The organism is Rhodanobacter sp. FW104-R8 (genome assembly GCF_001617365.1).
GTDB lineage: Bacteria > Pseudomonadota > Gammaproteobacteria > Xanthomonadales > Rhodanobacteraceae > Rhodanobacter.
Genome location: NZ_LVJR01000086.1, coordinates 1 through 13,599 on the forward strand (window position 1 = coordinate 1; position 13,599 = coordinate 13,599).

The 13,599-nt window shown below is 64.7% G+C and carries 7 protein-coding genes; all 7 read right to left on the reverse strand.

All coding sequences use genetic code 11. The annotated features are described in order from the left end of the window. Positions 1-197: 197 nt before the first annotated feature. Positions 198-2,315, reverse strand: a complete 2,118-nt coding sequence (gene fusA / locus RHOFW104R8_RS11905; RefSeq protein WP_068095077.1) for an elongation factor G — start codon at positions 2,313-2,315, stop codon at positions 198-200. Between the two features lie 173 nt (positions 2,316-2,488). Further along, the gene (rpsG, locus tag RHOFW104R8_RS11910) at positions 2,489-2,956 is read right to left on the reverse strand and encodes a 30S ribosomal protein S7 (RefSeq protein ID WP_007514548.1); all 468 of its coding nucleotides are present in this window, start codon (positions 2,954-2,956) and stop codon (positions 2,489-2,491) included. A gap of 12 nt (positions 2,957-2,968) precedes the next feature. Further along, positions 2,969-3,343: a 30S ribosomal protein S12 gene (rpsL, locus tag RHOFW104R8_RS11915; RefSeq protein WP_007083021.1), complete on the reverse strand. Its 375-nt coding sequence runs from the start codon at positions 3,341-3,343 to the stop codon at positions 2,969-2,971. Between the two features lie 177 nt (positions 3,344-3,520). Continuing rightward, positions 3,521-7,735: a DNA-directed RNA polymerase subunit beta' gene (gene rpoC, locus RHOFW104R8_RS11920; protein WP_068095074.1), complete on the reverse strand. Its 4,215-nt coding sequence runs from the start codon at positions 7,733-7,735 to the stop codon at positions 3,521-3,523. A 25-nt stretch (positions 7,736-7,760) separates the two neighbouring features. Further along, positions 7,761-11,921 (reverse strand): DNA-directed RNA polymerase subunit beta, encoded by a 4,161-nt coding sequence (gene rpoB / locus RHOFW104R8_RS11925; RefSeq protein ID WP_068095072.1) that lies wholly within the window; start codon positions 11,919-11,921, stop codon positions 7,761-7,763. 355 nt (positions 11,922-12,276) lie between these two features. Then, positions 12,277-12,648 carry a 50S ribosomal protein L7/L12 gene (gene rplL / locus RHOFW104R8_RS11930; protein WP_068095068.1) on the reverse strand — a complete coding sequence of 124 codons (372 nt, stop codon included), beginning with the start codon at positions 12,646-12,648 and terminating at the stop codon, positions 12,277-12,279. Positions 12,649-12,697: 49 nt separating this feature from the next. Further along, positions 12,698-13,231: a 50S ribosomal protein L10 gene (rplJ, locus tag RHOFW104R8_RS11935; RefSeq protein ID WP_068095065.1), complete on the reverse strand. Its 534-nt coding sequence runs from the start codon at positions 13,229-13,231 to the stop codon at positions 12,698-12,700. Between the last annotated feature and the right edge of the window lie 368 nt (positions 13,232-13,599).

Sequence of the window (13,599 nt, forward strand, 5' to 3'; positions counted from 1 at the left end):
CTTGCCGTGATCCACGTGACCAATCGTGCCGACGTTCACGTGCGGCTTGGTGCGTTCGAATTTACCCTTTGCCATGACTCAAACCTCTGAGAGAACTTATTTGATGATACGTCCACGAATGGCCGCTTCTTTTAAGAGTGCGGCCATGGATGGCCGCTTCCTGATCTTTGCCGTTGCGATCAGGAAGATCGCACAAGTTACGCCTTCTTCATGACCTGCTCGGCGATGTTGTTCGGCGCCTCGGCGTAATGGTCGAATTCCATCGTGAAGGTGGCGCGACCCTGGGTCAGCGAGCGGATCGTGGTCGCGTAGCCGAACATCTCGCCCAGCGGCACCATCGCATCGATGGTCTTGCCCGACGGCGTGTCGTCCTGGCCCTGGAGCAGGCCACGACGACGGCTCATGTCGCCCATGACGTCGCCGACGTACTCCTCGGGCGTCACCACCTCGACCTTCATGATCGGCTCGAGCAAGACCGGATCGGCCTTCCTGAAGCCTTCCTTGAACGCCATCGAGGCAGCCAGCTTGAACGCCATTTCGGACGAGTCGACGTCGTGGTACGAGCCGAACACCAGTTTCACCTTGACACCGACCACCGGGAAGCCGGCCAGCGGACCGCTGGTGATGGTCTCGCGCAGGCCCTTCTCGACCGACGGGATGAATTCCTTCGGGATCACGCCACCGGTGATGTCGTTGATGAACAGGAAATCGTTCTTGACGTCCGGGCTCTTGCGATCCTCTTCCGTCATCGGCGACAGCTCGATCACGACGTGGCCATACTGGCCCTTGCCGCCCGACTGCTTGGCGTGCTTGTAGTCCGACTTGACGTCGCTCTTGCGGATCGTCTCGCGATAGGCCACCTGCGGCTTGCCGACGTTGGCCTCGACATTGAACTCGCGACGCATGCGGTCGACGATGATGTCCAGGTGCAGTTCGCCCATGCCCGAGATGATGGTCTGGCCCGACTCCTCGTCCGTGCGCACGCGGAAGGACGGGTCCTCCGCGGCCAGACGGCCGAGGGCGATGCCCATCTTCTCCTGGTCCGACTTGGTCTTCGGCTCGACCGCCATCGAGATCACCGGCTCCGGGAACGTCATCCGCTCCAGGGTGATGATGTGATCCTGCGCGCACAGCGTGTCGCCGGTCGTCACGTCCTTCAGGCCGACCGCGGCGGCGATGTCGCCCGCGCGGACTTCCTTCAGCTCCTGACGCTCGTTAGCGTGCATCTGCAGGATGCGGCCGATGCGCTCCTTCTTCGACTTGACCGGGTTGTAAAGCTGGTCACCGGCGTTGAGCACGCCCGAGTAGACGCGGAAGAACGTCAGCGAACCGACGAACGGGTCGGTCATGATCTTGAACGCAAGCGCGGAGAACGGCGCAGCGTCGTCGGCCTTGCGCGTGGCCTCCTGCTCGTTCTCGTCGACACCGGCAACCGGCGGGCGGTCGGCTGGCGACGGCAGCAGCTGCACCACCGCGTCGAGCATCGCCTGGACGCCCTTGTTCTTGAACGCGGTACCGCAGAACACCGGAATGATCTCGTTCGCCAATGTGCGCTGGCGCAGACCGGCGATGATCTCGTCCACGGTGAGGTCACCGCCCTCGAGATACTTGTTCATCAACTCTTCGGTGGCCTCGGCGGCGGATTCGACCATGAAGGCGCGTGCTTCCGCAGCCTTGTCGGCCAGGTTCGCAGGAATGTCCTTGAGCTCGAATTTCATGCCCTGGGATTCCATGTCCCAGACGATCGCCTTCATCTTGAGCAGGTCGACCACGCCCTCGAAACCGTCCTCGGCGCCGATCGGCACCTGCATCGGCACCGGATGCGCGCCCAGGCGCGACTTCAGCTGGTCGATGACTTTGTAGAAGTTGGCGCCGGTGCGGTCCATCTTGTTGACGAAGGCCAGGCGCGGCACCTTGTACTTGTTGGCCTGGCGCCACACGGTCTCGGACTGCGGCTGCACGCCGCCGACCGCGCACAGCACGAACACGGCGCCATCGAGCACGCGCAGCGAACGCTCCACCTCGATGGTGAAGTCGACGTGCCCCGGGGTATCGATGATGTTGAAGCGGTGCTGCTCCATCGAGCCATCCATGCCCTTCCAGAACGCCGTCGTCGCTGCCGACGTGATGGTGATGCCGCGCTCCTGCTCCTGCTCCATCCAGTCCATCGTGGCCGCACCGTCATGCACCTCGCCGATCTTGTGCGAGACGCCGGTATAGAACAGGATGCGCTCCGTGGTCGTGGTCTTGCCGGCATCGATGTGGGCCATGATGCCGAAGTTGCGATAGCGCTCGATAGGAGTGGTGCGTGCCATGGGAGTTTACCTTTGCCGGGCGGCCCTGCCCTGGATTCACGCAGCCGTCCTGGCTGCCGCTATTATGAAAAGTCCGGCATGGGTGCCGGGTTCTTCTTTGCCGCCATGAGCGACGTCACGGGCACCGCCGGTTTGTCCCTTGCCGCCAACATGGGCGGCAAGGCAAAACCCGATTACCAGCGGTAGTGCGAGAAGGCCTTGTTGGCTTCCGCCATGCGATGCGTCTCTTCACGCTTCTTGGCAGCGCCGCCACGGCTCTCGGAAGCCTCCAGCAGCTCGGCCGCCAGCTTGCGCGGCATCGACGTCTCGCCACGCTTGCGGGCGGCATCGATGACCCAGCGCATTGCCAGCGCCATGCGGCGACCCGGACGCACTTCGACCGGCACCTGGTAGGTGGCGCCGCCGACACGACGGGACTTCACCTCGACCGCCGGAGCGATGTTGTTGAGCGCCTTCTCCACCAGAGCCACCGGCTCGGCGTTCTTCTCGCCGATATGCTGCAGCGCACCGTAAACGATGCTCTCGGCGACGGACTTCTTGCCGCTCTTCATCACCATGTTGATGAAGCGGGCGATCAGCTGGCTGCCATGCTTGGGATCCGGCAGGACCAGACGGGCGGGATGTGAACCTTTACGCGACATGTTTCGAGTCCTTTACTTCTTCGGGCGCTTGGCGCCGTACTTCGAGCGCGATTGGCGACGCTTGGTGACACCGGCGCAGTCGAGGCTGCCGCGTACCGTGTGGTAACGCACACCGGGCAGATCCTTGACGCGGCCGCCGCGGATCAGCACCACCGAGTGCTCCTGCAGGTTGTGGCCTTCGCCACCGATATAGCTGATGACCTCGAAGCCATTGGTCAGGCGCACCTTGGCAACCTTGCGCAGGGCCGAGTTCGGCTTCTTCGGGGTGGTCGTGTAAACGCGCGTGCAGACGCCGCGACGCTGCGGGCTGCTCTGCAGGGCAGGCGACCCGCTCTTGTAGGTCTTGGGGCTGCGGTTTTTGCGCACCAACTGGTTGACTGTCGTCATGCGAAGCTGTTCCTGAAAACATAAAGGCAGCCCGAATAAGCTCGGTCTGCCAAGAAGCGGGAATTTAACATGAGCAGCCCGCCATAGGCAAGCCAATGCTCAGCCGTCCTGGACCCGAACACGAGGTGCGTCCCTGCACCTCATTTCGTATGTCAGCGAGCGAAGCCCTGAACGGGCTTACTCGACACCGTTTTCACTTCCGACCGGAGCCTCGGCGAACGAAACCGCAGACGCGGAACCGGAAAGGGTCTCCAGCTCCGTGGCGGTCAAACCGCCCTGGCGACGACGCGATGCGTGGTATGCCAGACCCGTACCTGCCGGAATAAGACGGCCGACAATAACATTTTCCTTCAGGCCACGCAAGGTGTCGCGGGTGCCACGAACCGCCGCCTCGGTGAGGACGCGGGTGGTTTCCTGGAACGAGGCCGCCGAGATGAACGACTCGGTCGCCAGCGATGCCTTGGTGATGCCCAGCAGCACCGACTGGTACTCGGCGGCACGCTCGCCCTTGCCCACCGCACGCTCGTTCTCGGCATTGATACGCACGCGCTCGACCTGCTCGCCGCGCAGGTAGTGGCTCTCGCCCGGCTCGGTGATCTCGACCTTGCGCAGCATCTGGCGAATGATCGCCTCGATGTGCTTGTCGTTGATCTTCACGCCCTGCAGGCGGTATACGTCCTGGATCTCCTTGACCAGGTACGTGGCCAGCGGCTCCACGCCCAGCAGGCGCAGGATGTCATGCGGATTCGGCTCGCCGTCGACGACGGTCTCGCCCTTCTCCACGTGCTCGCCCTCGAACACGATGACCTGGCGCCACTTCGGGATCAGCTCCTCGTGCTCGTTGCCGTCGGCATCCTTGATGATCAGGCGCTGCTTGCCCTTGGTGTCCTTGCCGAAGCTGACGATGCCGGAGCGCTCGGCCAGGATCGCCGGCTCCTTCGGCTTGCGCGCCTCGAACAGGTCGGCCACGCGCGGCAGACCGCCGGTGATATCGCGGGTCTTCGAGGTTTCCTGCGGGATACGCGCGATGACGTCGCCCACGCCCACTTCGGCACCGTTCTGGATCGACACGATCGCGCCGGCCGGCAGGAAGTACTGCGCGGCGATGTCGGTACCCGGCAGCTTCAGCTCGCGACCCTTGGCATCTTCCAGGCGCACGATCGGACGCAGGTCCTTCGCCTGTGCGCCGCGACGCTTCGGATCGGTGACCACCGCCGACTCCAGGCCAGTCAGCTCGTCGGTCTGGCTCTGCACGGTGACGCCATCGAGGAAGTCGATGAAGCGCACCACGCCGGCCACCTCGGTGACGATCGGATGGGTGTGCGGATCCCAGTTCGCCACGGCCTGGCCCGGCTTGACCGGTGCGCCGTCCTTGACCGCGATGATGGCGCCGTACGGCACCTTGTAGCGCTCGCGCTCGCGGCCGCTGGAGTCGATCACGCTCAGTTCGCCCGAACGCGACACCGCCACCAGGTGGCCCTGCTTGTGCTGCACCGACTTCAGGTTGTTGAACTTCAGCGAACCGGTGGTCTTCACCGTCACATTGTCCACCGCCGCCGCACGCGAAGCCGCGCCGCCGATATGGAACGTGCGCATGGTCAGCTGGGTGCCCGGCTCGCCGATCGACTGCGCGGCGACCACGCCCACGGCCTCGCCCATGTTGACCAGGTGGCCGCGGGCCAGGTCGCGGCCGTAGCACAGCTTGCACACGCCGTGTTCGGCTTCGCAGGTGATCGGCGAACGCACCTTGATGATCTGCACGCCGGCCTTGTCGAGCTTCTCGACCAGGGCTTCGTTGAGGAGGGTGTCGCGGGTGACGATCGGCTGGTCGTCGTCGCCGGGGGCATAGACGTCCTCGACCACCACACGGCCCAGCACCCGGTCGCGCAACGGCTCGACCACGTCGCCGCCCTCGACGATCGGCTGCATGGTGACGCCGTCCTCGGTGCCGCAGTCGTCCATGGTGATGACCACGTCCTGCGCCACGTCGACCAGGCGGCGGGTCAGGTAGCCGGAGTTCGCGGTCTTCAGCGCGGTGTCCGCCAGGCCCTTGCGCGCGCCATGGGTCGAGTTGAAGTACTGCAGCACGTTCAGGCCTTCGCGGAAGTTGGCCTTGATCGGGGTCTCGATGATCGAGCCGTCCGGACGCGCCATCAGGCCGCGCATGCCGGCCAGCTGGCGGATCTGCGCCACGGAACCGCGCGCGCCGGAATCGGCCATGATGTACAGCGAGTTCATCGACTTCTGGCTGACCGTGTTGCCGTCGGCATCGACCACCTTCTCGGTGCCGATGCCGTCGATCATCGCCTTGGCCACCAGCTCGCTGGTGCGCGACCAGATGTCGACCACCTTGTTGTAGCGCTCGCCGGCGGTGACCAGGCCCGACTGGTACTGCTGCTGGATCTCGACGACTTCCTTCTCGGCCTCGTCGAGGATGGTCTTCTTCTCGCTCGGGATCAGCATGTCGTCGATGCCGATCGAGATGCCCGCGCGCGTGGCGAACCGGTAGCCGGTGTACATCAGCTTGTCGGCGAACACCACGGTTTCCTTCAGGCCCAGCAGACGATAGCTGGAGTTGATCAGGCGCGAGATGTTCTTCTTGGTCAGCTCGGTGTTGGCCAGCTCGAACGGCAGGCCTTCCGGCAGGATCTCCGCCAGCAGCGCACGGCCGACAGTGGTGTCGACGATCTTCGTCTCATGGGTGCGGGTGCCGTCTTCGGCGATGTGCACCAGCTTCAGGCGCACCTTGACCTTGGCGTGCAGTTCGACCGCACGGTTGTCATAGGCGCGGCGTGCCTCGGCAATGCCGGAGAACACCATGCCGGTGCCCTTGACGTTGATCAGCTCGCGGGTCATGTAATACAGACCCAGCACCACGTCCTGGGTCGGCACGATGATCGGCTCGCCGTTGGCGGGGCTGAGGATGTTGTTGGACGACATCATCAGCGTGCGCGCTTCCAGCTGCGCCTCGATCGACAGCGGCACATGGACGGCCATCTGGTCGCCGTCGAAGTCGGCGTTGAATGCCGTACAGACGAGCGGGTGCAGCTGGATCGCCTTGCCTTCGATGAGCTTCGGCTCGAACGCCTGGATACCGAGGCGATGCAGGGTCGGCGCACGGTTCAGCAGCACCGGATGCTCGCGGATCACCTCTTCGAGGATGTCCCACACCTGGGCCTCTTCGCGCTCGACCAGCTTCTTCGCCGCCTTGATGGTGGTGGCTTCGCCACGCGCCTGCAGCTTGGCGAAGATGAACGGCTTGAACAGCTCCAGCGCCATCTTCTTGGGCAGACCGCACTGGTGCAGGCGCAGGGTCGGGCCGACCACGATCACCGATCGGCCGGAGTAATCCACGCGCTTGCCGAGCAGGTTCTGGCGGAAGCGGCCCTGCTTGCCCTTGATCATGTCGGCCAGCGACTTCAGCGCGCGCTTGTTGGTGCCGGTGATGGCACGGCCGCGGCGGCCGTTGTCGAGCAGCGCATCGACCGACTCCTGCAGCATGCGCTTCTCGTTGCGCACGATGATGTCGGGCGCATTGAGCTCGAGCAGCCGCTTCAGGCGGTTGTTGCGGTTGATGACGCGGCGATACAAATCGTTCAGGTCGGAAGTGGCGAAGCGGCCACCGTCCAGCGGCACCAGCGGACGCAGGTCCGGCGGCAGCACGGGCAGCACGGTCAGCACCATCCACTCCGGCTTGTTGCCGGATTCCAGGAACGCCTCGATCAGCTTCACGCGCTTGGTGAGGCGCTTCAGCTTGGTCTCGGAATTGGTCGAGCCGATCTCTTCCTTCAGGCGGATGACTTCGCCCGGCAGGTCGAGCGACTTCAGCAGATGGTACACCGCCTCGGCGCCCATCCGCGCGTCGAACTCGTCACCGTGTTCCTCGGTGGCTTCCAGGTACTGGTCTTCGCTGAGCAGCTGGCCGCGCTCGAGCGCGGTCATGCCCGGATCGATCACCACGAAGGCCTCGAAGTACAGGATGCGCTCGATGTCGCGCAGGGTCATATCCAGCATCAGGCCGATGCGCGAAGGCAGCGACTTGAGGAACCAGATGTGCGCGGTCGGGCTGGCCAGCTCGATGTGGCCCATGCGCTCACGACGCACCTTGGCCAGCGTCACTTCCGTGCCGCACTTCTCGCACACCACGCCGCGGTGCTTCATGCGCTTGTACTTGCCGCACAGGCACTCGTAGTCCTTCACCGGCCCGAAGATCGCGGCGCAGAACAGGCCGTCACGCTCCGGCTTGAAGGTGCGGTAGTTGATGGTTTCCGGCTTCTTCACTTCGCCGTAGGACCACGAGCGGATCAGCTCCGGCGAGGCGAGCGCGATCTTGATCGCGTCGAAATCCGGCGTCGCGCGCTGCTGGTTGAACAGGTTGAGCAGGTCTTTCATTCGAAATCTCCGGTGACTGCGCGGATCACTTGATCTCTTCCAGATCGATGTCGATGGCGAGCGAGCGGATTTCCTTCACCAGCACGTTGAAGGACTCCGGCATGCCCGCGGACATCTCGTGGTTGCCGTCGACAATGTTCTTGTACATCTGGTTGCGGCCCTGCACGTCGTCGGACTTCACCGTCAGCATTTCCTGCAGGGTGTAGGCCGCGCCGTAGGCTTCCAGCGCCCACACTTCCATCTCGCCGAAGCGCTGGCCGCCGAACTGAGCCTTGCCGCCCAGCGGCTGCTGGGTGACCAGCGAGTACGGACCGGTGGAGCGCGCGTGCATCTTGTCGTCGACCAGGTGGTTGAGCTTCAGGTAATGCATGTAGCCCACCGTGACCGGGCGATCGAACGCCTCGCCGGTGCGGCCGTCGAACAGCACGGTCTGGCCGGATTCCGGCAGGTCGGCCAGCTTCAGCATCGCCTTGATCTCGGTCTCCTCGGCGCCGTCGAACACCGGCGTGGCCATCGGCACGCCTTCCTGCAGGTTGTTCGCCAGCGCCAGGATCTCGGCGTCGGTGAGCGACTTCAGGTCGACGTGCTGCACCGCGCCGGCGACGTGGTTGTTGTAGATCTGGTCGAGGAACTTGCGGATCTCGGCCACCTTCTCCTGCGCCTCGATCATCTTCTGGATCTTCTTGCCCAGACCCTTGGCGGCCCAGCCCAGGTGCACTTCCAGGATCTGCCCGATGTTCATGCGCGAAGGCACGCCCAGCGGGTTCAGCACGATGTCGACCGGCACGCCGTCGGCGGAGTACGGCATGTCCTCCACCGGCACCACGTTGGAGACCACGCCCTTGTTGCCGTGGCGGCCGGCCATCTTGTCGCCCGGCTGGATGCGGCGCTTCACGGCCAGGAACACCTTGACCATCTTCAGCACGCCCGGCGCGAGGTCGTCGCCCTGGGTGATCTTGCCCTGCTTCTCCTTGAAGCGCTTGTCGAACTCTTCCTTGTGGCGCTTGATCTGGTCGGCCGCGCGCTCGAGGAACTCGCTGACGTCCTCGTCCTTGACGTTGATCTTGAACCAGTCGTCCTTCTTCAGGCCGTCGAGGTAGGCGTCGGTGATCTCGGCGCCGCGCTTGAGGCCGCCCGGGCCGCTCGTCGCGGACTTGCCGACCAGCTGGGTGCGCATGCGGCTGTAGATCGCGCCTTCGAGGATGCGGAACTGGTCGTCCAGGTCCTTGCGGATCCGCTTGACCTCGGTTTCCTCGATCTGCTTGGCGCGCTTGTCCTTCTCGATGCCGTCGCGGGTGAACACCTGCACGTCGATGACGGTGCCGTCCATGCCCGGCGGCACGCGCAGCGAGCTGTCCTTCACATCGGACGCCTTCTCGCCGAAGATCGCGCGCAGCAGCTTCTCTTCCGGCGTGAGCTGGCTCTCGCCCTTCGGCGTGACCTTGCCGACCATGATGTCGCCGGCCTTCACTTCCGCACCGATGTACACGATGCCGGACTCGTCGAGGCGCGCCAGCGCCTGCTCGCCCACGTTCGGGATGTCGGCGGTGATTTCCTCGGCGCCCAGCTTGGTGTCGCGCGCGATGCACGACAGCTCCTCGATGTGGATCGAGGTGTAGCGGTCTTCCTGCACGACGCGCTCGGAGAGCAGGATCGAGTCTTCGAAGTTGTAGCCGTTCCACGGCATGAACGCGATCAGCATGTTCTGGCCGAGCGCGAGCTCGCCCAGGTCGGTCGACGAACCGTCGGCCAGCGTGTCGCCCTTCGCCACCACGTCGCCCACGTTCACCAACGGACGCTGGTTGAGGTTGGTGTTCTGGTTGGAGCGGGTGTACTTGGTCAGTGTGTAGATGTCGACGCCGGCATCGTTGTCGCCGACCTCCACTTCATTGACGCGCACCACGATGCGGGCCGCGTCGACCTGGTCGATCACGCCGCCGCGCTTGGCGGAGACAATGACGCCCGAATCGCGCGCCACGGCACGCTCGATGCCGGTGCCCACCAGCGGGGTCTGCGAACGCAGGGTCGGCACGGCCTGGCGCTGCATGTTCGCGCCCATCAGCGCGCGGTTCGCGTCGTCGTGTTCCAGGAACGGCACCAGTGCCGCCGCGACCGACACGGTCTGCATCGGCGAGACGTCCATGTAGTCGACCTCGGACGCCGGGCGCAGCTCGGATTCGCCGCGGAAACGGCAGGACACGAAGTCCTCGAGGAACGCGCCATGCTTGTCCAGCGGCGAGTTCGCCTGGGCGATCACGTGGTCGCCCTCCTCGATCGCGGAGAGGTAGTCGACCTTGTCGGTGACCTTGCCGTTGGCGACCTTGCGGTACGGCGTCTCGAGGAAGCCGTAGGCATTGGTGCGGGCATAAACGGCCAGCGAGTTGATCAGGCCGATGTTCGGGCCTTCCGGCGTCTCGATGGTGCAGACGCGGCCGTAATGGGTCGGGTGTACGTCGCGCACCTCGAAGCCGGCGCGCTCGCGGGTCAGGCCGCCCGGGCCGAGGGCCGAGACACGGCGCTTGTGCGTCACTTCCGACAGCGGGTTGTTCTGGTCCATGAACTGCGACAGCTGCGAGGAGCCGAAGAACTCCTTCACCGCCGCCGCCACGGGCTTGGCGTTGATCAGGTCCTGCGGGGTGAGGCCGTCGGCCTCGGCCAGCGACAGGCGCTCGCGCACGGCGCGCTCCACGCGCACCAGGCCGATGCGGAAGGTGTTCTCGGCCATCTCGCCGACCGAGCGCACGCGACGGTTGCCCAGGTGGTCGATGTCGTCCACGGTGCCGTGGCCGTTCTTGATGTCGATCAGCACCTTCAGCACGTCGAGGATGTCGGAGCTGTCGCCCTGCGAGGCCACCAGCGCCTGCGCCTCGTCTTCCTTGCGCTCGCCGAAGTACTTGTGGTCGTACAGCACGCCCGGGCCGACGATCTCCTGGCGGCCGACGCGGCGGTTGAACTTCATGCGGCCGACCGAGGACAGGTCGTAGCGGTCGAAGGTGAAGAACAGGTTGAAGAACAGGTTCTGCGCGGCATCCTTGGTCGGCGGCTCACCCGGACGCATCATGCGATAGATCTCCACCAGCGCCTCCAGCGGCGTCTTGGTGTTGTCGATGCGCAGGGTGTGCGAGATGTAGGCGCCGCGGTCGAGATCGTTCACGTAGAGCGTGGGCAGGCGCTCGATGCCGGCCTTGCGGAAGGCCTCCATCTGCTCGGCGGTGATCTCGTCGTTGGCCGAGGCCAGCAGCTCACCGGTCTTCGGGTCGACGATGTCGATCGCCAGGATGCGGCCGACCGGGTAGTCGTCCGGCACTTCCAGCGCGGTGATGTTCTCGGCCGCCAGCTGGCGCACGTGGCGCGCGGTGATGCGCTTGCCGGCTTCCACCAGCACCTTGCCGCCGATCGCGAGGTCGAAGCTCAGCGTCTCGCCGCGCAGGCGCTCGGCGACCAGCTCCAGCGTGGTGCCGCCCTTCTTGCCCAGGTGGAACACGTTGTGCTCGAAGAAGATGGCCAGCATCTCCTCGTTGCTGTAGCCGAGCGCGCGCAGCAGCACCGTCACCGGCAGCTTGCGGCGACGGTCGATGCGGGTGAACAGCGCGTCCTTCGGGTCGAACTCGAAGTCCAGCCAGGAGCCGCGGTAGGGGATCACGCGGGCGGAGAACAGCAGCTTGCCCGAGCTGTGCGTCTTGCCGCGGTCGTGGTCGAAGAACACGCCCGGCGAACGGTGCAGCTGCGAGACGATCACGCGCTCGGTGCCGTTGATGATGAAGGTGCCGGTGTCGGTCATGAGCGGGATCTCGCCCATGTAGACCTCCTGCTCCTTGACGTACTTCACGGCCTTCTTGGACGCCGGGCTGTCCTTGTCGTAGATGACCAGGCGCACGGTGACGCGCAGCGGCGCGCCGAAGGTCATGCCGCGGTTGCGGCACTCGCGTTCGTCGAACGCCGGCTCGCCGAGACGGTAGTCGACGTATTCCAGCGCCGCATTGCCCGAGTAGCTGGTAATCGGGAACACCGATTTCAACGCGGCATGCAAACCCTTGTCGCCACGCTGCTTCGGCGCGACGTGCTCCTGCAGGAACTCCCGGTAGGAATCAGTCTGGATGGTCAGCAGGTTCGGCACGCCCAGTACGGGCGGACGCTTGCCAAAGTCCTTGCGGATGCGTTTCTTCTCGGTAAACGAGTAGGCCATGATCGGTAGCGCCTCGGTTCGCAGTGACGCCGGTGGTGCACACACCGGCTGAATGGATAATTTGTCTTGTCGGGAAAAGGGCTCCTGCCCTTCCCCGACACCGCGAGTCCGGCACATGTCCGGACTCGCTCCCCGCCCATCAAGCAATCGCGCTTGATGGGCGGGCGAGCCATCCCTGGCTCGCCGCGAGATGTTTTCGACACCTCACCGGGATTTGGGAATCGAGAATGCGGAATCGACAGGCGATTTCCCATTCTCCATTCCCCTTTCCCGCCTAAGCAGGCAAAGCCCGGGGGCTCGCGCCCCCAGGCTTGCTTGACGCAAAGATCAAACTGACGGCGCGCAAGGGCGCCGATTACTTCAGTTCGACCGTAGCGCCGGCAGCTTCGAGTTCCTTCTTGAACTTCTCGGCATCTTCCTTCGACACGGCTTCCTTCAGGACGCCGCCGGCCTCGGTGAGGTCCTTGGCTTCCTTCAGGCCCAGGCCGGTGATGGCGCGGACGGCCTTGATCACGTCGACCTTCTTGGCGCCGGCGGTCTTCAGGATCACGTCGAACTCGGTCTGCGCCTCGGCAGCCGGGGCGGCAGCGGCCGGGCCGGCGGCCACGGCGACCGGGGCGGCGGCGGACACGCCAAACTTCTCTTCGATGGCCTTCACCAGGTCCATCACTTCCATCAGCGACTTCGCGGCGACGGCTTCAACGATCTGTTCGTTGGTCAGGGACATTTGTTTTTACCTCTGGGGTGGATTCGATATGTTGAGTAGACGTCGAAACTCAGGCGGGCTCGGCTTCGGCCGGCGCTTCGGCGGTGGTTTCGCCACCACCCTGCTTGTCGGCGACAGCCTTGACGGCACGGGCGAACATCGTGGCCGGCTCGGCCAGCACGCGGGCCAGCATGGTCAGCGCCTGTTCGCGGGTCGGCAGCGAGGCCAGCACGTCGACGTGCGAAGCCGGCAGCAGCTTGCCTTCGACCGAGACGAGCTTCGCCTTCAGCTTGTCGTTGCCCTTGGCGAATTCCTTGATCAGACGCCCGGCTGCGCCGGGTTCTTCCGTCGAGAATGCGTACAGCAACGGACCGACCAGGGCGTCCTTGACGACCTCGAATTCGGTACCGGCCATGGCGCGCGACGCCAGCGTGTTCTTGACAACCCTCAAGTACACGCCGGATTCGCGGGCCTTCTTGCGCATCGCGGTCATCTGTTCGACCGTGGTGCCCGCATACTCGGCAGCGACCAGGGAGTGGGCCTTCGCGGCAACTTCTGCCAGTTCGGCGACTACTTCTTGCTTCTGAGACAGATTGAGAGCCATTGCACTCCTCCAAATGAACTCCGCTCACGGCTCCTGCCGCTTGCGGTCCTGGGCGACGCCGTCCATGACGTCGGGGACGCCGGGGTCCCGGGTGTTGGCCTTTCCAGAACACATCGAACATTCCAGATCGGGCAGCACCATCTGCGCAGGCCGGACCGACGGGCGATCCGATTAAGCGTTCCCGCTGGCGACGAGGGCGACTCCATGCCGGTACGAGCTCCCTGCCCGCCTTCGTCGCGCGCTGAGCGCGCCTGCGGTCTTTGACAGCGGCCCCGGCCGCCGAAACGGCCGGGGCTGCCCTCAAAAACTGCCCGCACCGGCAACCGCCGATGCGGGACTTGATACTTACTTGGCGGCCAAAGCCAGCG